This is a genomic window from Staphylococcus sp. FSL W8-0774, assembly GCF_038006785.1.
In the GTDB taxonomy this organism is placed as follows: Bacteria; Bacillota; Bacilli; order Staphylococcales; family Staphylococcaceae; genus Staphylococcus; species Staphylococcus pasteuri.
In genome coordinates, this window is sequence record NZ_JBBOVW010000001.1 from 2,330,596 (window position 1) to 2,355,780 (window position 25,185).

Here is a 25,185-nt window from a genome sequence, read left to right on the forward strand (position 1 = left end):
ATAATCCCTCTTTCTTAATAAACTACTGCCGGTTTTAATTTTGTATCTATACTGGTTCTTTCATCATAAAATGCTGCTAACATTGCTTCGTCTTTTTGATTATGATGACGTAATTGAATATCAATTTTTTGCATCATTAATTTATAATCTTTAGGTATCACTTTTACGACTGATTCTGAAATTTGATCGAAGCGTTGTAGTAGTGTTTGTGCTTTTGAACTATGTGTATATTTCACATGAGCTTCTAGCATTGATTTAATAAATTGCTTTTCTTCTTCATATGTCACATCACTAAATTCCAAAGTAGAAAGTGCATGCTTTTCTTTAAATTCATTAACATCACTTGGGAAGATGTAACTAACACCACCACTCATACCTTGACCAAAATTCTTTCCAACGTCACCAAGAATTAATACATGTCCCCCTGTCATATATTCAAGTCCATGGTCACCAATACCTTCAACTACTACATCGACACCACTATTTCTGATACAAAAACGTTCGCCAGCTTTACCATTAATGAAAGCTTTACCTTTCGACGCACCATAGAAACAAACATTTCCTGCGATAATTTCGTTTTCACGTGATTGATTTGGCGCTTGAACTATCACCGTTCCCCCAGACAACCCTTTTCCAACATAGTCATTCGCATCACCATTATGATGTATGGTTAACCCTTTAGGTGCAAATGCTGCTAGACTCTGTCCAGCATGACCTTCCGTATGTACATATATTGTATCTTCAGGCAATCCTTTTTCCCCATATTGTTTAGCAATCGCACTACCAGTAATTACGCCAACATCATGTTGTACGTTCTTAACTGTATAACTTCCTGAAAATGCACGTCCTGCTTCTATACTTTGTATAGCATCAGGATATAAATAATTTAAATCAAAACCTTCATCTAAATGATGATCTTGAGCAATTTGTTTAGTATCTGGTCCTTCTACTATGCTTAGCAAACGCTCAATATCAATAGATGCAGCCTTAGTACCAGGTGTTATATGTGAGGCACGTTGTAATAAATCTGTACGTCCTATTAATTCTTCAACTGTTCTCAATCCTAAAGATGCAAGTATTTCTCTTAATTCTTCTGCAATAAAGTACATAAAATTAACTACGTGCTGTACTTTACCTTTGAATAACGCACGTAAATCTTTGTTTTGAGTAGCAACTCCCACCGGACATGTATCATTATGACAAACACGCATCATAATACATCCAAGTACAACTAACGGTGCTGTTGCAAATCCAAATTCTTCCGCTCCAAGCGCACATGCATACGCTACATCTTTACCAGTAAGTAATTTACCATCTGTTTCTAATTTCACCCTACTACGTAAATCGTTTAATTTTAATGTTTGATGGGTTTCGGCTAATCCGATTTCCCATGGCACCCCTGCATGTTGAATACTCGTTTTAGGGGACGCCCCTGTACCTCCGTCATAACCACTGATTACAATTTTGTCAGCAAAAGCTTTAGCTACACCTGAGGCAATTGTTCCTACACCTGTTTTCGAAACAAGCTTAACAGCGATATCCGCTTCTTTATTCGCATTTTTCAAATCATGAATCAATTGTGCTAAGTCTTCAATAGAATAAATATCATGGTGTGGTGGCGGTGAAATTAATCCTATACCTGGTGTAGATCCTCTTGTTTCGGCTATCCATGGATATACTTTAGATCCTGGTAATTGACCGCCTTCCCCTGGTTTAGCACCCTGTGCTACTTTGATTTGAATTTCTTTCGCATGTTGTAAATAATCACTTGTTACTCCAAATCTACCTGACGCTACTTGTTTGATAGCACTTATTTTACTACTACCGTCTTTTTGAGGTTGATAACGTAATGGATCTTCGCCACCCTCTCCACTATTACTCTTACCACCTAGATGGTTCATCGCTTGTGCTAATGTTTCATGTGCTTCTGCTGAAATAGAACCATAACTCATGGCACCAGTATTAAATCGTTTTACAATTTCAGAGGCTGGTTCCACTTTAGATATATCAATTGGTTTACAAGACTTAAATTCCAATAAATGACGTATAAAATCTTGTCTTTGATAGTTGACCGCATCTGAATACTGTTTGAATAACTTATAATCGTTATCACGACAAGCATGTTGTAATAGAAAAATAGTCTGTGGATTGAAGGCATGATGTTGACCTTGTTGTCTCCATTGGAATGTACTACCAGGTGCTAAATAATCTGAATGATGACTCTGTCTAGCTTTATTTTCATCATCAATTTGTTGAATACTAATACCAGAAATTTTAGATTGTGTACCTGTAAAATATTTATCAATAACATCTTGTGATATACCAATAGCTTCAAAAATTTGTGCCCCTTGATAACTTTGAACTGTTGAAATACCCATTTTGGCCATTACTTTGATTACACCTCCTGATAAAACATCGGTATAAGTTTTAACATTAGCTGCAACCGTTCCTGATAATTGATTATTAATGGTTAATTGTTCTACTGTTTGTTGTGCTAAATAAGGTACAACTGCATTAGCTCCATAACCTAATAAACATGCTACATGATGTACTTCGCGTGTTTCTCCTGATTTTGCAACTATGCTTGTTTCCATTCTTAGTCCTTCACGTATTAAACATTGATGAACATGACTTACTGCTAATAACATTGGCATTGCAAATCCTTCATTAGACTCTAATAAACTATCATCTAATACAATAATTCCTGCACCATCTTTAACATGTTGTATAACCGTTTCTGCCAACAAATCAAGACTATGTTCTAAATTATCTTGATAAATTGTCGATACATATGTTGTTTTAAATTTCTTTACATCGATAACTTCTAACTGTGCTTCTGTCATTACAGGCCTTTTAAGTTGAACGCGATGTAGTACAGTTTGATCTGGTCTTAATAGGTTACCTTCTCCACCTAGATAAGATAGCTCACTTGTAACGATTTTCTCTCTATATGCATCAATAGGTGGATTAGTCACTTGTGCAAATAACTGTTTAAAATAATTAAATAGGGTTTCAGGTCTATCGTTCAAGACTGCGATAGGTGAATCATAGCCCATCGCCCCTATCGGATCTTTCTTTTGAGTTACTAAATCAACGATATATTTATTGATTTCTTCTTTCGTATAAGCGAATTGATTTTGCAATTTTAACAATGTTTTTGAATCTAAATGACTTGAACGATATTCAGTATTCTCAATATTAGCGTCATACTTGTCTGTATGTATCCATTTCGAATAAGGATGTTCGCTTGCAATTTCTGATTTCAAATCATTATTTTCAACTACTTTATTCTGTTTAAAATCAACTAATAATAACTTACCAGGGTTCAATTGTCCTTTAAATGCTACTTCAGATTCAGGTACATCTATAACTCCCACTTCAGATGAGAATACAATGTAATTATCTTTTGTAATCGTGTATCTACCTGGACGTAAACCATTTCGGTCTGTTAAAGCGCCAATTTTATCCCCATTACAAAATGAAATCATAGTCGGCCCATCCCATGGTTCCATTAAATAACTATAAAATTCATAAAATGCACGTACTTCTTTGTCATTTGATTTATTGTAAAGCCACGGTTCTGGAATTAATAACATCGCTACTTTTTCCGGTTCCATTGCTAAAGATAAAAATTCCAATGCATTATCTACAATTGAAGAATCACTACCATCTTCATCGACAATACGGTGTATTTTATGTTGGTCTTCACCAAATAATGTACGAACTAATTTATTTTGACGTGCACGCATCCAATTCACGTTACCTTTTATGGTATTAATTTCTCCATTATGCATGAGGAGCCTATTTGGATGTGCTCGCTTCCAACTTGGAAATGTATTCGTGCTAAATCTTGAATGAACAAGTCCAAGTTTAGATTGATAAGATTCATGCGTTAAATCCAGATATAAAGATTTAATTTGGTCCGAACGCAGCCAACCTTTATAAACAATCGTCTTATGGGACAAACTTGTAAAATATAGTTCCAAGTCTTCTTTTTCAGCGTAAAATTCAATTTGCTTTCTAGCTAAGTAAAGTTGTTTTTCAATATGATTAACGTGTCTAATATCTACAAATACTTGTTGAATATAAGGCATTGTATCCGCAACATGTTGTGCTACTGCTTCTTTATTGACCGGCACATCCCGGTATCCAATAATTTTTAGTCCTTCATTTTCGAAATATTGATTCAATACAGCTTCATGATTGCTTCCTATCACTCTCTCTTTAGAGAAAAACATACCAACAGCATACTCGCCTTCATCTGGAAGCTCTAAATCAGAGAAATGTTCAAAGAATTCAAAAGGAATTTCTGTCATGATCCCCGCACCATCACCAGTCATTCCATCAGCGCCAACACCGCCTCGATGATCTAATCTACACAACATTTCCAATGATTTTCCAATAACATCGTGAGTTCTAATATTATTCATATTAGCGTAAAAACCAATACCACAAGCATCATGTTCCTCACGATAGTCGTATAATCCCTTTTTTAGCCTCTCATTATACATGATGCACACTCCCTTTTAGAATTTTCTGACAATTGATACATGATAATAAATAATATAATGTAATTTTTTCATCTGTTCAATATATAAATTAGATAATATTTATCTAAAAAAGAGAATGATTTGTGTATAAACTGTTATAATAAGTGTTAAATGTAATCAAGAAGCATGGATTGTTAAAGCGAGGGGTTTAATCATGGAAATAAAACAACTTAAATATTTTGTAGAAGTCGCTCGACGCGAACATATTTCAGAAGCTGCACTAGAATTAAACATTGCTCAATCAGCTATAAGCCGCCAAATAACCCAATTAGAAAAGGAACTACACGTCTCTTTATTTAAAAGAAGAGGTCGAAATATTTTATTAACAACTGAGGGCAAACAATTACTAGAAGAGGCAACTAAAATTTTGGATCAGTTTGATAAAACTGTTCAATTATTTCAGCATCAAAATATATTGAGTAATCAAAGTATTTATTTATCCTATAGTGAAAGTGACGTTTCCAATATACTAGGACGACTTGTCCAAACATTTGAACAGCAAACAGAAAGTCTTATTTTTCCAGACTTAAGCGAGGATGAAACTATTTTAGAAGGTGTTTTAGCGGGAGAAATAGATATTGGCATTGTTGAATTAACCGATCAAATCAAGCATCATACAAACCTAATTATGACGCCTTTATTTGAAGAACACTATTACTTATATTCAAACAAAAACAATCCAATTACATTCGCGTTACAACCACAATTGCAACAATTACAACAAGAAAATGTATACTGTCTAACAGCATTACCAGAGTCTATTAAAGATAAATTGTCATCTTCAATCCGTACGATTACAGATATACAATTAGCACAATATCTTTTAAAGAATGAAAGAGGTGTAGTTATTACCCCCCAAACGATTTCATTAGATAAACAGTCAAACCAATGGACTAAGGTATCACTTAGTCATACGGAATTAAAGCGTACAATTTGCGTTATTGCTAAAAAGGAAAATCTCAAACCAGATTTACCAATAGCATTACAAACAATAAAAACCTTATTCAACAAAACATCTACATATCATTAAATATGAAATCATCAAATGAACTAATTTAAATAGACAACTTTTATAGCCTTAAAAATTAAAGGCTACGTTAATTTTTGAAATATAAATCAAATAATCGTATAATCATTCTATTATTTCAACTGTAGAATTGAGGGTTATTGAATGCAATTCCATGCCTTTTTCAAAAATAAATTTTATTGGATCGTTATGATATTCATCTTCCTTTTTATAGGATTATTTATCTTTACGTTATTTAACGAAAAGTTCTATCAAATGCCTATAGGTAAAGTTACAGATGTACAAAGAGTCAATACACAACATGTGACTGACGAACAGCATAACAAAGATATCAAATATAAAGATCGACTTACTATCCAAATTTTGAATGGTAAATTTGAAGGCGCTAAATCAACGATTACTAACGACTATGTTAAGTCACAGGCTGATTCAGAACGTTTTTCTAAAAACGATAAAGTTTTATTACATATCTCTAAAAAACCGAATGATGCTTATATTATTGAAAAAAAGCGTGATAGTCTTGTCGTCCTTATAACCGGTGTTTTCCTTATTACTATACTATTAGTAGGTAGACAAGTTGGCTTGCAATCCATTCTGTCACTCATATTAAATTCAATAGCAGTATTAGGAGCCATATACATTCATAATCAAATAGGTAGCACTAGTCTATTCTTATTAATGGTAATAGCTATGATTGTATCGACAACGCTCACTCTATTACTCGTTATTGGATGGCGAATGCGTACACTTATCACTATTATCTCAACATTAGCCGGAACCTTCCTTTGTATAGGTATTGCTGAGCTAGTCATTCGTATGACACATGGCAACGGTATTAAATATGAAACGATGAGTTTCCTAACATTACCACCTAAAGATGTATTTTTAGCTTCTGTGTTAATTGGTTCACTAGGAGCTGTGATGGATGTTGCTATCACTATTGCTAGTGGTATGAATGAAATACTCCAACGCACACCACAAATTAGTATGAAAAGATGGGCTCTTGCTGGAAGAAACATTGGGCAAGATATTATGGGAACAATGACAAATATTTTATTATTTTCCTATTTAGCTGGTAGTTTGCCTATGTTCCTTATTTATTTAAAAAATGCTAATACCATTACTTATACTATTTCTATGAATTGGTCATTAGAAGTTGCCCGCGCTCTAATAGGTGGTATTGGTATTGTCTTAACGATTCCAATTACGATTGCTCTAATGGAATTATGGTTTAAAGTAAGGGGACATCAACGATGAGTGCTATTACTATATTAAGTCTCTTATTATTAATATTAATGATTATTTTTGGTGGTAAAAAAGGATTAATATCATTTGCTACATTATTCTTAAACTTTATTGTACTCATTATTAGCATCTTAATGATTATCTTTGGAGTCCCTATCTATCTCACGACAATTATATTTTGTATCGTTGTAGCTGCATGTAATTTATTCATCTTAAACGGTTACGACGTTAAAACACAAGCCGCCTTTATAGGCACACTTGTAACGACAGTAATTTTAATTTTAGCCATATACATCTCAGTAAATGTTGGTCATTTACAAGGTTTCGCTACAGAACAACAAGACGAAACATATGTATACTCAATGAACATTGGCATCAACATGGTCCAATTCATGATATTTACTATCGTTTTAGCAGTGATAGCTGCAGTGATCGACCTAGCCATAACCATTAGTTCACCTATGTACGAACTCAATGAGACGAACCCAAATTTAAGTCAACATCAATTATTCCAATCAGGGATGCGTGTAGGTAGAGAAATTTTAGCCACATCTGCAAACACAATATACTTGGCCTATTTTGGCGGTCAGTTGACTTTGTTTTTCTGGTTCTTCAAACTCAATTATTCATTCGGTCATATCATTAATTCAAAAATATTTGCACAAGAATTTATCTCAATCCTATTCGGTGGTATCGCTGTTGCTATAAGTATCCCTATCACCGCATGGATAACTGCATTTTTAATTAAAAGAAAAATAAATCAGCCAAATACAAAACAATAAAACAAAGCAGAACGTAGGAATGAAACATGCTTCATCATTCTTATCTACGTTCTGCTTTTTAAATTGTATGTGACATAATATAAACAGGTTTACCTATCATTGTAGATTTACCTGTATGTCGATAGCCAGCTTGTTCATATATATATTTCGCTTTTGGATTATCAGTATTTACAACTAAAACAATTTCATTAATATGTGGATATACTTCTTTAATATACTGATCAAGTTGTTGTATTACATATTTACCAATGCCTTTACCACGATAACGAGCATCTACAACAAATGATCTAAAGAAAATCGCATTAGGATTAGATGAATACGATTCTGGACCGTCACCTTCGTGTAAAGTAAAGAAAGCCAAACATTGCTGCCCTTCCATCACTAGGGTAGGATGCCTATTTCCATTTGTCTTTGCAGATGCTAAGTTATCTAATGGTGGTTTAGCAAATCGTAAATCATCATCTAATAATTCTATTGATTTTACTGCATCATAATATTTATCTTTATATTTCAATATATTCATATTCTCACCTATTTACTCTGCAGACATTTCATTAATCCATTTTAAAACGGCAGGTGCAATCATATCAACATTATCTTTATTAATCCACTTAATATCAGTAATCTCATTATCTGTATGTATATTATCCCAATTGATCGCTGTGGTAGCACGATATCCGTTTAGTTCTGTAAGCATATTTTCCTGCGGATAAGCTTCACCTACTACTGTGCCTATATATGATAACTCACTATCTGAAAGATGAAGATTTAATTCTTCTTTAAGTTCTCTGATAAGTGCTTCTAATTGTGTTTCTCCTTCATCAATTTTACCACCCGGGAAATAATATTTTTCACGATGACGCACTTGTACAAGTAAAATTTGATCTTTTGTTTCTTCAACTAAACAAACACACTTAATCATGTAATTAACTCCCTTTTCCAATATTTTAAAATTCAAAATATATTTAGTATTATGTTATCATAATTCCACTAAAGGTTTGTTTCATCATTTTATAATTTTTAGTGTATAATTAATAAAATATGGGTAATCAGTATATCAAACCAATTACATTGGAGGTAAAATCATGGCAACAAAATCAAGTACAACACGTTTATCAAATTTATTTGGAATCGCAGGCTTTATTGTTGATGGATATAATGGTATTAGATATGATGCTAAAAATAAACAACTTGTTTATTTATCATTAGGTTTAAGTGCATTAGGAACAATCATAGACTTTTATGTATCAATTAAATCTGCTAGTAAATTCCGTAAATTAAACGCTTTAGTATCTTTTGCAATTAATGGTACACGTTTATTTACTAGCTTTAGAAAAGTTAAAAACGAATACTCAGATGATTTCAAATAAACACAAATAAATTTTTAGTAGCCTAGGACATTGGTGTCTTAGGCTATATTCATTCATATCATCAAACTAACGTCTTCCTATTTTTCACATTTCATTTTAACCAACTATTTATCAAAATATTTGTAATTTTCATTAAAAAATCTTACTATGACAATAATTCAAAATTGAATAATGTTGGATTTATCATTTTATAATAATCTATAGATACTACCGAAAGGAGCTTGCAACATGATTTATACAGTCACGTCCACTTTACCTCCCTCACATGGTGGTAGAACACAAGCCTTATTAAGAAGAATAAAGTTAATCGATGAAGAATTTAATGTACCGACTAAAATTTTGACGACGAATTATAATAGAAACTATCCCAATATTTATAAAAAATTTTTAGAAGATCATAAAGTTACAGATAATATAGAATTTGAAAATATTTATGAATGGTTAACAAACTTCAAAATTTATGATGTTCCAAAGACCAAAATTTTAAAGAAACCAAAATATAATAAAGTATCAAAACGTATTTCTGGTCTTAAAGCTGAAAAAAATCCTCAAAATCATGAAATTAAATATTATGACAAAAATCATCAATTAGTACGTTTTAGAAAATATTTTTCTAACAACTCAATATTACATTACGAAGATGTTATCTCTCCAGAAACAGGTATGAAAACAATGCGTCATGAATACAACTCTTATGGTTATTTACATAGAGTACTTCACTATTTTGACGGTTCAAAAAAGAAAAGCCAGGAAATGATGTTTTACCCTGACGGTGAAATGTACTGTGAACGTCATTTTAAAGATAATGATAAAAATAGTGTGAATCTTGTTAAATTACTTAAAAACGGAGAAGTCTATGAAACTTTCTCTGACGACAAAGCTTTTGCAAAATACTATTTTGAACATAAATTCAATGATGATGATATCGTATTCTGCGATGCTAGACTTTTAGACGATCCGCTACTCTCCCAATCACATCAAACACGAAACATATTAGTTCTGCATAGTTCACACTTATCTGGTGAAAAAATTAAAAAATCATTTAAATACGCCTTTGAACATAAAGAAAATGTAGAAAAATTTATCGTTTTGACTCAGCAGCAAAAAGAAGATATTCAACAAATGTACGATATTGCAGATAACCAATTTACACTTATACCACATTTTATTGAGGATACTACAGCTAAAGAGCCAACTAAAGACGATGAAAAAGAAGACCGCTTCGTGTTTATAGGTAGATTCAGTAAAGAAAAACAATTAGATCACTTACTCAAAGCTTATAATGAATTTCTTAAAAGTGGTCATCAGACCAAATTGGCGCTTTTCGGTAGAGATGTGGATAATCAAAGAGCAATGATGGATGATTTAATTGAAACATATCAGTTAAATGACAAAGTGAGTATTCACAAATATACATCGAATCCATTAGCAGAATTCAAAAAATCTAAAGCATCTCTCTTAACAAGTAGCTACGAAGGATTTGGTTTAACGATTATGGAAAGTATTTCAATGGGTTGTCCAGTTGTTTCGTACGATGTTAGATACGGTCCGAATGAAATTATTGACCATGGTCAAAACGGTTACTTAGTAGAAGCCAACAATATTAATCAGTTGGCTGAATATATGACTCAAATTATCGAACATCCATTAACAAATGTTAAAAATAATGAAAAACTTTATTATTCATCAGCAGTAAATAACTATAAGCAATTGCTTGAACATTTAAATGTAATTTAATGCTAAACATCCATCTTACCTATTCAAAGGTGAGGTGGATGTTTTATTTGTGAATAATATAATTGATTGAATTCTCTACAATAGTCATTACTTCTAATTTCACGTATCCAATTTATATGAATAAAAAATAAAACTACTGAAAAAGTTAATTAACTTAATCAGTAGTCCATTGTTATATCTATTTATTAGTGAATGTATCGATATGAGCTTACTTGATATGATGGAATTGTTCTATATGTTACAATTCCAGGTTTAGCAGCCCAATTCATTTCTGAAATTAAAATACTACCATCACTGTTAACACGTTCTACAAATGCTACATGACCATAATATCCTGCATCACTTTGTGCGATTGAACCAACAGTTGGTTTACCATCAATTGTGTAACCATCAGCTGCTGCTGCGTTATCCCAATTGTTAGCGTTCCACCAATATGTACTAATACCTTTACCGATTTGAGCACGACGGTTAAATACATGATAAGTACATTGTCCCCATGTATATAAGTTTTGATGATTGAAAACAGGTGTTTTATAACCATTATTACTTGCACTTGCATTACTAGAACCAGTGTTAGATGCAGTAGCACTTCCTGTTACTTTTAACTTTTGTCCAGGGTAAATAAAGAAGTTAGACATCCCATTTAAACTCATAATTTTTTGATAAGATGTGTTATATTTAGCCGCAATTGAAGATAATGAATCTCCTGCTTTAACTGTATACGTTGATGAACTACCACTTGTAGTTGTTGAGCTACTTGGCTTACTTGTACTAGTAGCTTTTCCTGATACTTTTAATTTTTGTCCAGGATGAATAGTAAAGCTATTCAAACCATTCAATTTCATTATGTTTTGATAGCTCGTTCCATACTTAGAAGCAATTGAAGATAATGTATCTCCTGCTTTAACTGTATAAGTAGATGAACTACTTGTTGAAGTTGAATTACTTGGTTTGCTCGTACTACTAGTTGATCCCGATAATTTTAAAACTTGATTTGGAAATATTATATTAGATGTCATTCCATTTAATGATTTTAATTTCGAAACGGAAACACCATATTTATTCGATATAGACCAGAGTGACTCTCCACTTTTAACTTTATGTGTCGTTGTTGCTGCATCGGCTTGCGTTGCTGCAATAGCGCTTACTGCACTAGTTCCAACGATTGCAGCAATAATTTTTTTATTCAATTACTTATTCCTCCTAAAATACTCTATTTATATCTCGGATTATTTATACAATATCTATTATACTTGTTTTATATGTATATGATATTTGTATTTCATGACATTATGATTACAAATATAATAATATTATCAAATTGATTCTTACATAAAATACATTTCTACTATATAAATTGCACATTTCCTCTTTACACTTTAAAGTTACAAATTACATTTTGTTTTTCATAATGTTACTTTTAAAATTATTTGCTTTCATAAAATAAACATCGAGAAAGTAAGGCAAATACATTTTTGTTATAGTTTCTAACAATTTGAAAATGTATACTTCTTACTATCTCGATGTAAGACTAATCATTATTCTTTTAGTTCTTTTTCAATATCTTTAATTTCTTTTTGAGATAAATCTACAGGTTTTTCGCCATCTTTAGTATCTTCTTTCAATGCTTTTTGAGCTTCTTTTGAATGATATAACTTAACTATTTTTTTGTAAGTTTTATTATCTATGTCTTTTGAATTAACTGCAATAATATTAATGTACGGTTGTACTGCATCAGAATTCTGATCTTCTAAATAAATTGGATCTTTCTTTGGATTCTTTCCTGCTTTTGTCGCCACACCATTATTAATAACTGATATATCTACATCTGATAATGCGCGTGCAGTTTGCTGTGCATCGACTGCTTTAATTTTTAAATTTTTAGGGTTATCAACTATATCTTTTGTAGTGCCATTTAAACCAAAATCCTTTTTCAATTTAATTAAGCCTGCTGATTCTAATAATTTAAGTGCACGTGCTTGATTTGATACGTCATTTGGTATAACTACTTGAGCTCCTTTTTTCACATCTTTTATATCTTTTATCTTATCTGAATAAATACCTAAAGGTGCTAATACCGTTGTACTCATTGCTGAGATTTTGGCATCTTTATGTGCTTTCTTATATTGATCTAAAAACGCAAAATGTTGAAAGGCATTCATATCGATGTCTCCATCACTTAATGCTTTATTCGGAACATTATAATCAGAAAAATGCTTGATTTGTACATCGATACCATCTTTTTTAGCTAGTTCTTTCACTTTTTCCCATGCTTTAGTGTCATTAGATGCTACACCAACTGTAACTTGTTTGTCGTTCTTCCCACCACAAGCAGATAATACTAATACCGCTAAAATAATTACTCCTAAAATTTTCTTCATATTGTTTACGCCTCCTATATCATGGAAATAAATAGATTTTAATTTCTTCTAATTTTACGTGAAATAAAATTACCGAGTGATTGAATAATTTGTACAATTATAATTAATACAACTACAGTTATGACGATGACGATTGTATCGAAACGTTGGTAACCATATACAAGTGCTAAATCACCTATACCTCCGCCACCAACAGCTCCAGCCATTGCTGTGCTTCCTATTAAGCCTATAATGGCAGTTGTAATTGCTAAAATAAGTGATCCTAATGCTTCTGGAAGTAGGAAATAACGGATAATTTGTATAGGAGACGCTCCCATTGCTTTTGCGGCCTCTATGATACCATCATCTACTTCTAATAATGAGTTTTCTACAAGTCTTGCAATATAAGGTGCAACATACACTGTTAAAGGAACAATTGCAGCAGTCGTACCTATAGAAGTACCTACCAACATTTTGGTAAAAGGTATAATTGCAATTAGTAAAATAATAAAAGGTATAGATCTTAATATATTTATGATGGGGTTAAGTATTTGATGTAAAATCGCATTGGGCCAAATCCCATTTTTCCTAGTAATAACTAGTAATACACCTAGTGGTATGCCGATTAATGCGCCAATTACCAATGCTACTGTAACCATATAAAGTGTTTCATATAGTGCTTGCATTAATTGTGATGAATCTAAACTAGAACCAAACATTTATCTAAACCTCCTCATAATGTATTTTGTTATTTTCAAAAAATGAATTAAGATTAAATTTCTTGTAATTTTCATCTTTTTTGATACGAATCCACATATAGCAAACCGTATCTCCTTGTATTTCAGACATAGATGAAAACAAGACATTCACATTTAAATGATAGTTGTTTATCATTTCATTTAATAAAGGATATTCAATTTGTTCTTGATCAATAAATAATTTTAAATCAATATCACTTTCATTTTTATAACGATTAAAAGAATCTATGAGTGATTTAGAAGGTTCCATATTGACTACAGTAGTTACAAAGTTATGAGCGGTCTTGGTTTTAGGATTGCTAAATACTTCTTTAACGTCACCTATCTCAACTACTTCGCCATTTTCCATAACTGCTACTCTATTACAAATTTTTTGTATAACACTCATATCATGTGTGATCATCATCACTGTTACGCCAAATGTTTTATTTACATTACTCAATAAGTTTAATATTGAATTGGTTGTAGCAGGATCAAGTGCACTTGTTGCTTCATCACATAACAACACTTTAGGATTAGTTATTAGGGCACGAGCAATGGCAACTCTTTGTTTCTGTCCACCCGATAATTCATCAGGAAATTGATTCTTTTTATCACTTAAACCAACAAATTTTAATATGGAATCCACTCTTTCTTGAATTTCTTTTTTATCTTTTCCGCTTAAAATTAAGGGCATTGCTACATTTTTAAAGACTGTTTTAGAATTCAATAAATTAAAATGTTGGAATATCATACCGATATCTTTTTTAACTTTACGTAATTCTCTTTCCTTATATGTATTAATTTCATGTCCATCAACGATTACTTGTCCATCAGTAGCATGTTCTAATTGATTCACTAATCTAACTAAGGTACTTTTACCTGCGCCACTATACCCTATGACACCGAAAATATCATATTGATTAATCGTGAATGATATATTTTTCAATGCATGTATCTTTTCTTTCTTTTTATGAAATACTTTATTTACATTGTTAAATTCAATCAATCATAACCCTCCTCCTGTTTTAATCCCGATAATTATTATCTGAATATTTGCATTATATTGTAAGGGCGTGATCTAGTCAACACCATTTTCTGATTTTTCTAAAAATAGCAATTATTTTAACTTCTTTGTTTTAGATGTTCCATAATAATTAACAGTTTTCAACAACAACCCCATTTCATCTATACCGATTATCTATCAATAATTAACATTAATTATAATTCTTACTTTACTTATATAGTTTATGGGTGTATAGTTAATCTAACGTAATAAAAGGTCGTGAATTTGATTGAAGTTTATTTGTTTAGAATATACTCCTTTTGATTAATGAAATTTGTTACAAATATTTAGTGCAAAAGCACACGGAGGTATTCGATATGAATAACGGTACAGTTAAATGGTTTAATTCAGAAAAAGGTTTTGGTTTCATCGAAAGAGAAGATGGAAGCGACGTATTCGTACATTTCTCAGCAATCGCTGAAGAAGGATACAAATCATTAGAAGAAGGACAAAAAGTTGAATTCGACATCGTTGAAGGCGATCGTGGAGAACAAGCAGCTAATGTCGTAAAAATGTAATAACATTTTCAAAGCAACCGTAATGGTTGCTTTTTTTATGCTTAAATTTAATAAAATACTAGTCAGTCTTCTTATACATCTATTATTATTAGAAAGTATATCTATATCTTTTACATTTTTTATAACTATTAATACATAAAGGAATGATTTAACTTTGAGTTTACTCTCAATTATTTTGATACTACTTGTAGCAATTGAGTTTATCTTTATTATGATACTTCAAACATTTATGACAAGCTCTAAAAAAACTAGTCAAACTTTTAAAATGAGTCAATCTGCATTAGAAGATAAAAATTTAAATACATTAATGAAAAATCAAGGTATTTATAATGGACTTCTCGGTCTTTTCGTAATTTATGCGACATTTTTTAGTAATCATCCTAGAGAACTCATTATATGTATTCTTGTATATATGATTATAGTTGCAATCTATGGTAGTTTAACAAGTCAAAAGTCTATCATTATTAAACAAGGTCTATTACCAATTCTAGCTCTCTTATCATTAATTTTTTAATTATTTCCGTTAAATCGAAACTCGATTTAACGGTTTTTTTATAATAAAAGGCCATTCCAAAAATGGAATGAGCCTTGTGATATCAATATTTCATTTTATTATTTATTTTCTTCTTCGTCTTCATCTTCTCTACGACGTTTGAAGAATAAGAATAGTGCACCTAGTCCGGCTAATAATGTACCGAACAACGTTCCTTTATTAACTACATCTTGTCCTGTTTCAGGTAGTTCACTCTGACCTTTACCTTGATCTTTATCTTTGTTTGTTGATGATTTCGTTGATTTTTCTACTTGTTGTCCATTCATATCTACTACTTTACTACCATTATTTTGGTTAGAATTAGTTACTTCGCTGTTGTTATCTGTTTGTGCTTGTTCTTCAGTATCTCGTTGAACTGAATTATGGGTTGCTTTATTGCTTCCATATGCACGAGTTGATGATGTTGATTTACTATCATTTGACGGTGCTGTTGGTTGAGTTGAATCTTTTGTTTCTTTCGGTTCAGCCGGCTGACTAGGATTTGTTGAATCATCAGAATCTGTCGGTTGTTTTGTATGATTTGGATTTGTTGGGTCGACTGGTTTTGTTGGCTCTGTTGGTTGATTTGGGTCGACTGGTTTACTGTTATCAATAACTGTTCCATCAGTAGATGGTGAGATATTACCGTCTGCATCCGTTGCTGTTACTCCGATATGATCTCCACCATTTAGTTCTTCACCAGTAGGAATATTTATCACATAATTACCATTTTTATCTGCTGTACCACTTGCAGTTCTTCCATCTGGGAACGTTACTGTTACTGTTGAACCTGGTTCTGCTGTTCCTGTGATTGTTTTATCGCCTTTATGAACAGGATTAACAGTTGGTGCTTCTGGTGCTGTTGTATCTTTGACAACAGTTGATGCTTTTTCAGAAGTGTTGCCATCTTTGTCTGTTGCTGTAACTGGTAATTTTTCTCCGCCTTTTAGATCTTCATTGGCTGGAATGTCAATCACATAATTACCATTTTCATCGGCAATTCCAGTTGCTGTTGTTCCATCTGGGAACGTCACTGTCACTCTTGAGTTTGGCTCGGCTTTACCTGTGATTTGTGTATCATCACTTGTCACTGGATTTATTGTTGGTGCTGTCGGTGCTGTTGTATCTGTTACAACTGTTGACGCTTTATCAGAAGTGTTGCCATCTTTATCTGTCGCTGTTACTGGTAATGTTTCTCCACCTTTTAAATCTTCGTTAGATGGAATGTCAATCACGTAATTACCATCTGCATCTGTTGTTGCACTCGCTGTTGTTCCGTCTGGGAACGTCACTGTTACTGTTGAGTTTGGCTCTGCTTTTCCTGTGATTTGTGTATCATCACTCGTCACTGGATTGATTGTTGGTACATTTGGTGCTGTTGTGTCTTTGACAACAGTTGATGCTTTTTCAGAAGTGTTGCCATCTTTGTCTGTCGCAGTAACTGGTAATGTTTCCCCACCTTTTAGGTCTTCATTAGATGGAATGTCGATGACATAATTACCGTCGGCATCGGCAGTTCCAGTTGCTGTTGTGCCATCTGGGAACGTCACTGTTACTGTTGAACCTGGTTCTGCTGTTCCAGTAATTGTTTTATCTTCACTTGTTACTGGGTTCACAGTCGGTACTGATGGTGCTGTTGTGTCTGTTACTACTGTTGATGCTGGCTCTGATGTGTTGCCATCTTTGTCTGTTGCTGTGACTGGTAATGTTTCTCCGCCTTTTAGATCTTCGTTAGCTGGAATGTCGATGACATAGTTACCATCGTCATCTGCGATACCAGTAGTTGTTGTTCCATCTGGGAACGTCACTGTCACTCTTGAGTTTGGCTCGGCTTTACCTGTGATTTGTGTATCATCACTTGTCACTGGATTGATTGTTGGTGTATCTGGTGCTGTTGTATCTGTTACCACTGTTGTTGCTGGCTCTGACGTGTTGCCATCTTTGTCTGTTGCTGTAACTGGTAATGTTTCTCCACCTTTTAAGTCTTCATTAGATGGAATGTCAATCACATAATTACCATCTGCATCGGCAGTTCCAGTTGCTGTTGTTCCGTCTGGGAATGTCACTGTTACTGTTGAATTTGGTTCGGCTGTTCCTGTGATTGTTTTATCTTCACTTGTTACTGGGTTCACAGTCGGCACTGTTGGTGCTGTTGTATCTGTTACCACTGTTGTTGCTGGCTCTGACGTGTTGCCATCCTTGTCTGTCGCTGTTACCGGTAATGTTTCTCCACCTTTTAAATCTTCGTTAGATGGAATGTCAATCACATAATTACCATCTGCATCGGCAGTTCCAGTTGCTGTTGTTCCGTCTGGGAACGTTACTGTTACTGTTGAGTTCGGCTCGGCTTTACCTGTGATTTGTGTATCGTCACTTGTCACTGGGTTTACAGTTGGTGCTTCTGGCGCTGTTGTATCCGTTACTGTTGTTGTCGCTGGATCTGATTGGTTACCGTCTTTATCTGTCGCTGTGACTGGTAATGTCTCTCCACCTTTTAGATCTTCATTTGCAGGTATATTAATCACATAATTACCATCTGCATCTGTTGTTGCACTTGCTGTATTGCCATCTGGGAATGTCACTGTCACTCTTGAGTTTGGCTCAGCTGTTCCTGTGATTGTTTTATCTTCACTTGTAACTGGGTTGACAGTCGGTACTGTCGGTGCTGTTGTATCTGCGACAACTGTTGTCGCTGGATCAGACTTATTACCATCTTTATCTGTTGAAGTAACTGGTAATGTTTCTCCACCTTTTAAGTCTTCATTAGATGGAATGTCGATGACATAGTTACCATTATCATCTGCAGTTCCTGTCGCTGTTGTTCCGTCTGGGAACGTTACTGTTACTGTTGAACCTGGCTCGGCTTTACCTGTGATTGTTTTGTCTTCACTTGTCACTGGGTTCACAGTTGGTACTGTTGGTGCCGTTGTATCTGCGACTGTTGTTGTTGCTTTATCAGATTTATTTCCATCTTTGTCTGTTGCTGTAACTGGTAATGTTTCTCCACCTTTTAGGTCTTCATTCGCAGGTATATTTATAACATAGTTACCATTGTCATCTGTAGTTCCTGTCGCTGTTGTGCCATCCGGGAACGTCACTGTTACTGTTGAACCTGGCTCGGCTTTACCTGTGATTGTTTTATCTTCACTTGTTACTGGGTTCACTGTCGGTACAGATGGCGCTGTTGTGTCTGTTACCACTGTTGTTGCTGGCTCTGATGTGTTGCCATCTTTGTCTGTTGCTGTGACTGGTAATGTTTCTCCGCCTTTTAGATCTTCGTTAGCTGGAATGTCGATGACATAGTTACCATCGTCATCTGCGATACCAGTAGTTGTTGTTCCATCTGGGAACGTCACTGTCACTCTTGAGTTTGGCTCGGCTTTACCTGTGATTTGTGTATCATCACTTGTTACTGGGTTCACTGTCGGTACAGATGGCGCTGTTGTGTCTGTTACCACTGTTGTTGCTGGCTCTGATTTATTACCATCTTTGTCTGTCGCTGTAACTGGTAACGTTTCTCCGCCTTTTAAATCTTCATTCGCAGGAATGTTTATTACATAGTTACCATTATCATCTGTAGTACCAGTTGCTGTTGTGCCATCTGGGAACGTTACTGTCACTGTTGAATTTGGTTCAGCTTTACCTGTGATTTGTGTGTCGTCACTTGTTACTGGATTAACAGTTGGTGCATCTGGTGCCGTTGTATCTGCCACAGTTGTTGTTGCAGGATCTGATTTATTTCCATCTTTATCTGTAGCTGTAACTGGTAATGTTTCCCCACCTTTTAAGTCTTCACTAGATGGAATGTTAATTGTATAGTTGCCATCGTCATCTGCAGTACCAGTTGCTGTTGTGCCATCTGGGAATGTCACTGTCACTGTTGAACCTGGTTCTGCTTTACCTGTGATTTCAGTATCATCACTTGTTACTGGGTTTATTGATGGTACTGTTGGTGCTGTTGTGTCTGCTACAGTTGTCGTTGCTGGATCTGATTTGTTTCCGGCTTTATCTGTCGCTGTAACTGGTAGAGTTTCTCCACCTTTTAAGTCCTCATTAGCTGGAATATCGATAATGTAATTACCATTTTCATCAGCTGTTCCAGTTGCTGTTGTGCCATCTGGGAACGTTACTGTCACTGTTGAACCTGGCTCTGCTTTACCTGTAATTTGTGTATCGTCACTTGTTACTGGATTGACAGTCGGTGTCGTTGGAGCAGTTGTATCTGTCACTACTGTTGTTGCTGGCTCAGACTCATTGCCATCTTTATCCGTTGCAGTAACTGGTAATGTTTCTCCACCTTTTAAATCTTCGTTGGCTGGAATATCAATCACGTAATTACCTTCCGCATCTGTTGTACCTGTCGCTGTTGTGCCGTCTGGGAACGTTACTGTTACTGTTGAGCCTGGTTCGGCTTTACCTTTGATTTGTGTGTCATCACTTGTTACTGGATTAACTGTTGGTATTGTCGGTGCTGTTGTATCTGTCACTGTTGTTTTCGTTTCTCCAGATGTATTACCTGCTTTATCAGTAGCAGTAATTGGTAAATCTTCTCCACCTTTTAAATCTTCATTCGCTGGAATATCAATGACATAATTGCCATCCGCATCTGTTATACCACTAGCTTTAGTACCATCTGGGAATGTTACTGTCACTGTTGAATTCGGCTCTGCCTTACCAGTAATTTGCGTATCATCACTTGTTACTGGATTTACTGTTGGCGCATCTGGTGCCGTAGTATCTGTTACTGTTGTTGTTGCTTCTCCTGACGTATTACCAGTTTTATCTGTAGCGGTAACTGGTAATGTTTCTCCGCCTTTTAAGTCTTCATTAGTTGGTATATTAATTGTATAGTTTCCATCCGCATCTGTTGTGGCACTAGCTGTATTGCCATCTGGGAATGTTACTGTCACTGTTGAGCCTGGTTCAGCCTTACCTGTGATTGTTGTATCATCGCTTGTTACTGGATTTACTGTTGGTGCATCTGGTGCTGTTGTATCTGTCACTGTTGTTGTTGCTGGGTCTGATTTATTACCATCTTTATCCGTTGCTGTAACTGGTAATGTTTCTCCACCTTTTAAATCTTCGCGACTTGGGATATTAATCACATAGTTGCCATTCTCATCAGTTATACCTGTTGCTGTTGTGCCGTCTGGGAATGTTACTGTCACTGTTGAACCTGGTTCTGCCTTACCTGTGATTGTTGTATCATCACTTGTTACTGGATTTACTGTCGGTACTGTCGGTGCTGTTGTGTCTGTTACGACCGTTGTTGCTGGGTCTGACTTATTACCGTCTTTGTCTGTTGCAGTAACTGGTAATGTTTCTCCACCTTTCAAGTCTTCATTAGATGGAATATCAATGACATAATTACCATCCGCATCTGTAGTGCCTGTCGCTGTTGTGCCGTCTGGGAACGTTACCGTTACTGTTGAACCTGGTTCAGCTTTACCCGTAATTTGTGTATCTTCACTTGTTACTGGGTTTACTGTTGGTACTGTCGGTGCTGTTGTATCTGTCACCGTAGTTGTCGCTTCATCTGATTTATTACCAGCTTTATCTGTTGCTGTAACAGGTAGTGTTTCTCCACCTTTTAAGTCTTCACTTGATGGAATATTGATGACATAGTTACCGTCCGCATCTGTTGTTGCACTTGCTGTATTACCATCTGGGAACGTTACAGTTACCGTTGAGTTTGGTTCAGCTTTACCTGTGATTTGTGTATCGTCACTTGTCACTGGGTTCACGGTTGGTGCTTCTGGCGCTGTAGTATCCGTTACTGTTGTTGTCGCTTGATCAGATTGGTTACCGTCCGCATCTGTTGTTCCTGTCGCTGTTGTTCCATCTGGGAATGTTACTGTTACTGTTGAATTTGGTTCGGCTTTACCTGTGATTGTTGTATCTTCACTTGTCACTGGATTCACTGTCGGTACGACCGGTGCTGTTATATCTGTCACTGTCGTACTAGCTTCATCTGATGTGTTACCTGCTTTATCTGTCGCGGTAACTGGTAGTACTTCTCCACCTTTTAAGTCTTCATTTGATGGAATATCAATCACGTAATTACCATCAGCATCTGTTTCAGCAGTAGCCGTTGTTCCATCTGGGAACGTCACTGTTACTGTTGAATTTGGTTCCGCATGACCTGTGATTGTTGTATCTTCACTTGTTACAGGATTAATAGTCGGTACTTCTGGCGCAGTTATATCTGTGACAGTTGTTGTTGCTTCTCCAGATTGATTACCTGCTTCATCTGTTGATGTGACTGGTAACGTTTCTCCACCTTTTAAATCCTCATTTGATGGAATATCAATTGTATAGTTGCCATCGCCGTCTGCATTAGCTGTTGCTGTTGTGCCGTCTGGGAACGTTACTGTTACTGTTGAATTTGGTTCTGCTGTTCCTGTAATCGTTGTATCTTCACTTGTTACAGAGTTCACTGTTGGCACTTCTGGCGCTGTTGTATCAAGTACAGTCGTTCCACCTTCTGTTGAAACATTACCTGCTGCATCAGTTGCTGTTACGCTTAATTCTTCATTTCCTATGAGATCCTCAGAAGCTGGTATGTCCATAGTATAATTTCCTGAAGCATCTGCTGTAGCTGTAGACGTTGTTCCATCTGGGTATGTTACTGTCACTGTTGAATTTGGTTCTGCTGTTCCTGTAATTTGTGTATCTTCACTTGTTACAGTATTGATTGTAGGTTCATCCGGTGCCGTTACATCAACAACTGTTGTATTAGCGTTAGTAGATTTATTACCTGCTTTATCTGTTGAAGTAACTTTTAATGTTTCTCCACCTTTTAAATCTATATTAGTTGGAATTGCAACTCTATAACTACCATTTGATGTCGCAATTGCTTCCACTTTTGTTCCATTTGGGAACGTGATTGTTACTGTTGAGTTTGGTTCTGCTGTTCCTGTAATTGTTTTATCTTCACTTGTTACTCTATTAACAGTAGGTTGATTTGGTGCTGTCGCATCTGTGACTGTAATATTTGAATCCACAGATTTATTACCTGCTGCATCTTTAGCAGAAGCAGTAATTGTTTCTCCACCAGTGAAATCTTCATTTGCTGGAATATTAACAGTATAATTACCTGACGCATCAGCAGTCGTAACTTGTGTTGTTCCGTCTAGGAATGTCACTGTTACTGTTGAGTTTGGTTCTGCTGTTCCTGTCACTGTAGTATCTTCACTTGTTACAGGATTAATCACAGGTGCGTCCGGTGCTGTTGCATCTGTTACTGTTACTGTTGGTGAAACTTCACTTGTTTTTCCATTTTTACTAGCAGTAGATGTTAACTGAGTTCCTGCTGTTAATGGTTTAGATAATGTTAAGGTACCTGACGTGCTATTCGCTCCTAATGTAACTGTGCCTATCACATTATTATTGTTATCTTTAACCGTAATTGTTGAACCAGCCGTACCATGAACACCAATAGTCGTATCATTATCGTCAACTGGATCCACTAAAGGCGCAGGAACAATTGTATTATCTATAATATTAAATGTATTTGTTTCATCATTATCATAGTTAGATGCATCAATAGCTATTGTGTACTGACCTGCTGCTGATTTAGGGATAGTAACTGAGAAAGTTCCATCGCTATTCACAGTAGATGTACCAATAACTTGTCCTGCTGAATTAATTACTTTAGCAGTTTGAGTACCTGCATTTGCTTTTAAAGTGACTGATCCACTTACTTTTGTATCATTAATTGTAATATCGGCTGCAGTTGGTTTACCTACTAATGGTGAAGTTTTATATGTCTTAACCTCATCTCCATCATTTTTAGAGTCATCATCTGTATCTGCATCATTTGGATCTGTTAATGATACTTCTCTTTCATATCTATCTAAAAGACCATCTTGATCATAGTCTTGTAATTCTAAAGAAGATGTTCCTAAAGAGTTATTAATAAGTTGACCAGCATTATCAGTAAGATAACCTGCAAATGTAAAGTCTTCAACTTGGTCAGCTGTAGAAGTAATTAAATTTCCATTTGCGTCATATTGTGCATCTTTAGTCAGAATGTTATTAGCACTTTGATTTAATTTAATAACAATTCTCATACCAATTGGCTCTGGTAATCCATTATTAAATTCAATTAAACTGTTTAAATCACTAGCAGTAATTGTACCATTACCGTTCGCATCTATAGATAGATCTGCTACCTTATTAGATGCATTATAAGTTTTATTAAATCCATTTAAACCATTGTAATCATATCTATCTAATTCAACACTTTGAATAAATGGAATTAAGTCTTTATCGATTTGATAGTTATAACTCCATTGTTTGTTTGAAGCACCACCATAACCAAATGTGCCATTTTTAACGATTTGTTGGTCAACAATAATCGCTCCGTTATCACCAACTTTAGTATCTAAAATAGCTGTACCACTACTTGCTTTAAAATCTTTTGAATTAGCTGTAGATGTATTATTATTTAACTTAACTAAATCATCATCAGTCGATGTAAGGAAATAACCACTACTTTCTGATGAACGTACAATCGTATTGGCAGAAGAGTCTCTAACATAGATTTGATAATTAAGTTTATTATTACTTAAATCTCCTGCTTCATTAAGAATATTTTCAACAGTATCATCTAATTCAATTTGACCACCAGCTGCTGTTTTATTAGCTAAAATTTCAGCGCCACCAAATAAACCACCGTTCGCACGAATATAGTTAATCTCCCAAATATTAGACGGTGTGCCATCATCATTTTTCAATCTCGTAAATGTGACCGGATTGCTACCACCAGCTTGATTTACAGATATTTTAGTAACATGATCTGCAATTTTAGAGTCTAGATTTAAATCAATTTTATATCTAGAACCTGAGTTAGAACCTGACATATATGCATGAATATTAAATGGAATTGATGTACTATTTTTAACTGCGTCAGAATCTAAAGCTTCAGGATCAAATACTAGTGACGCAAATGTATAGTTATCAGAATAATTTAATGATTTTTGTGCTTTTTCGTCACCACTAACAGCGGCAGCAAGCATTCTAGGTGTAGCCATTGCGCGCATAAATGTTCTAGTTCTAGGCTGAGTAGCTAATGTTTCTGTGCTCTTTTGTTTGTCTACCATTTCTTTTAAAGCAGCTTGTAATACAGCTTGATTGATTTCTTCATCAGTTGCTTTGTTAAAGTCTACATCTGTATTTTTCAATATTTCTTTTGCTTCAGTTGTTGAAACTTGATCATTTAAAAATGATTGCACTGCTTTTTCTTTATTTTTAGATTTC

Annotated in this window: 15 protein-coding genes; 7 read left to right on the plus strand and 8 right to left on the minus strand. The window is 34.6% G+C overall.

Going from position 1 to position 25,185, the window contains the following annotated elements; genetic code table 11:
- Positions 1-14: 14 nt before the first annotated feature.
- Positions 15-4,511 (minus strand): glutamate synthase large subunit, encoded by a 4,497-nt coding sequence (gene gltB, locus NSQ15_RS11490; RefSeq protein WP_340747165.1) that lies wholly within the window; start codon positions 4,509-4,511, stop codon positions 15-17.
- A gap of 193 nt (positions 4,512-4,704) precedes the next feature.
- On the opposite strand from gltB, the gene gltC reads away from it, so the two are divergent.
- The 3 genes from gltC to NSQ15_RS11505 all read left to right on the plus strand — a co-directional run bounded on the left by gltC (position 4,705) and on the right by NSQ15_RS11505 (position 7,604).
- On the plus strand, positions 4,705-5,580 hold the full coding sequence (gltC, locus tag NSQ15_RS11495; protein ID WP_017638314.1) for a glutamate biosynthesis transcriptional regulator GltC: 876 nt from the start codon (positions 4,705-4,707) through the stop codon (positions 5,578-5,580).
- Positions 5,581-5,721: 141 nt separating this feature from the next.
- The gene (locus tag NSQ15_RS11500; RefSeq protein ID WP_108000493.1) at positions 5,722-6,834 is read left to right on the plus strand and encodes a YibE/F family protein; all 1,113 of its coding nucleotides are present in this window, start codon (positions 5,722-5,724) and stop codon (positions 6,832-6,834) included.
- Positions 6,831-7,604 carry a YibE/F family protein gene (locus NSQ15_RS11505; RefSeq protein ID WP_070451597.1) on the plus strand — a complete coding sequence of 258 codons (774 nt, stop codon included), beginning with the start codon at positions 6,831-6,833 and terminating at the stop codon, positions 7,602-7,604. The genes NSQ15_RS11500 and NSQ15_RS11505 overlap by 4 nt, the downstream gene beginning before the upstream one ends.
- A 58-nt stretch (positions 7,605-7,662) precedes the next feature.
- Here NSQ15_RS11505 and NSQ15_RS11510 read toward each other — a convergent pair whose 3' ends face one another.
- Both NSQ15_RS11510 and NSQ15_RS11515 read right to left on the minus strand, forming a co-directional pair.
- Positions 7,663-8,127 (minus strand): GNAT family N-acetyltransferase, encoded by a 465-nt coding sequence (locus NSQ15_RS11510; protein WP_340747166.1) that lies wholly within the window; start codon positions 8,125-8,127, stop codon positions 7,663-7,665.
- A gap of 12 nt (positions 8,128-8,139) precedes the next feature.
- Positions 8,140-8,526 (minus strand): NUDIX hydrolase, encoded by a 387-nt coding sequence (locus tag NSQ15_RS11515; protein ID WP_070451601.1) that lies wholly within the window; start codon positions 8,524-8,526, stop codon positions 8,140-8,142.
- A 163-nt stretch (positions 8,527-8,689) separates the two neighbouring features.
- On the opposite strand from NSQ15_RS11515, the gene NSQ15_RS11520 reads away from it, so the two are divergent.
- Together NSQ15_RS11520 and NSQ15_RS11525 are read left to right on the plus strand one after the other, a co-directional pair.
- Positions 8,690-8,974, plus strand: a complete 285-nt coding sequence (locus NSQ15_RS11520) for a hypothetical protein (RefSeq protein ID WP_017638309.1) — start codon at positions 8,690-8,692, stop codon at positions 8,972-8,974.
- A gap of 228 nt (positions 8,975-9,202) precedes the next feature.
- A complete protein-coding gene (locus NSQ15_RS11525) occupies positions 9,203-10,711 on the plus strand; it encodes a glycosyltransferase (protein WP_029056565.1) in 1,509 nt (502 codons plus the stop codon).
- Positions 10,712-10,896: 185 nt separating this feature from the next.
- On the opposite strand, the gene NSQ15_RS11530 is transcribed toward NSQ15_RS11525, so the two are convergent.
- The 4 genes from NSQ15_RS11530 to NSQ15_RS11545 form a co-directional block, all read right to left on the minus strand.
- Positions 10,897-11,901 (minus strand): LysM peptidoglycan-binding domain-containing protein, encoded by a 1,005-nt coding sequence (locus tag NSQ15_RS11530; protein WP_017638307.1) that lies wholly within the window; start codon positions 11,899-11,901, stop codon positions 10,897-10,899.
- Between the two features lie 348 nt (positions 11,902-12,249).
- Positions 12,250-13,092 (minus strand): dipeptide ABC transporter glycylmethionine-binding lipoprotein, encoded by an 843-nt coding sequence (gene gmpC, locus NSQ15_RS11535; protein WP_017638306.1) that lies wholly within the window; start codon positions 13,090-13,092, stop codon positions 12,250-12,252.
- Positions 13,093-13,130: 38 nt separating this feature from the next.
- Positions 13,131-13,790, minus strand: coding sequence for a methionine ABC transporter permease (locus tag NSQ15_RS11540; RefSeq protein WP_124760221.1), 660 nt, complete (start codon positions 13,788-13,790; stop codon positions 13,131-13,133).
- A gap of 4 nt (positions 13,791-13,794) precedes the next feature.
- Positions 13,795-14,817: a methionine ABC transporter ATP-binding protein gene (locus tag NSQ15_RS11545; RefSeq protein WP_017638304.1), complete on the minus strand. Its 1,023-nt coding sequence runs from the start codon at positions 14,815-14,817 to the stop codon at positions 13,795-13,797.
- A 374-nt stretch (positions 14,818-15,191) separates the two neighbouring features.
- On the opposite strand from NSQ15_RS11545, the gene NSQ15_RS11550 reads away from it, so the two are divergent.
- Together NSQ15_RS11550 and NSQ15_RS11555 are read left to right on the plus strand one after the other, a co-directional pair.
- The gene (locus NSQ15_RS11550; protein ID WP_002450876.1) at positions 15,192-15,392 is read left to right on the plus strand and encodes a cold-shock protein; all 201 of its coding nucleotides are present in this window, start codon (positions 15,192-15,194) and stop codon (positions 15,390-15,392) included.
- Positions 15,393-15,546: 154 nt separating this feature from the next.
- Positions 15,547-15,906: a DUF1304 domain-containing protein gene (locus NSQ15_RS11555; RefSeq protein WP_070451606.1), complete on the plus strand. Its 360-nt coding sequence runs from the start codon at positions 15,547-15,549 to the stop codon at positions 15,904-15,906.
- Between the two features lie 98 nt (positions 15,907-16,004).
- Here the strand turns inward: NSQ15_RS11555 and NSQ15_RS11560 are convergent, their stop codons facing one another.
- Positions 16,005-25,160, minus strand: a complete 9,156-nt coding sequence (locus NSQ15_RS11560) for an Ig-like domain-containing protein (RefSeq protein ID WP_340747167.1) — start codon at positions 25,158-25,160, stop codon at positions 16,005-16,007.
- Positions 25,161-25,185: the final 25 nt, after the last annotated feature.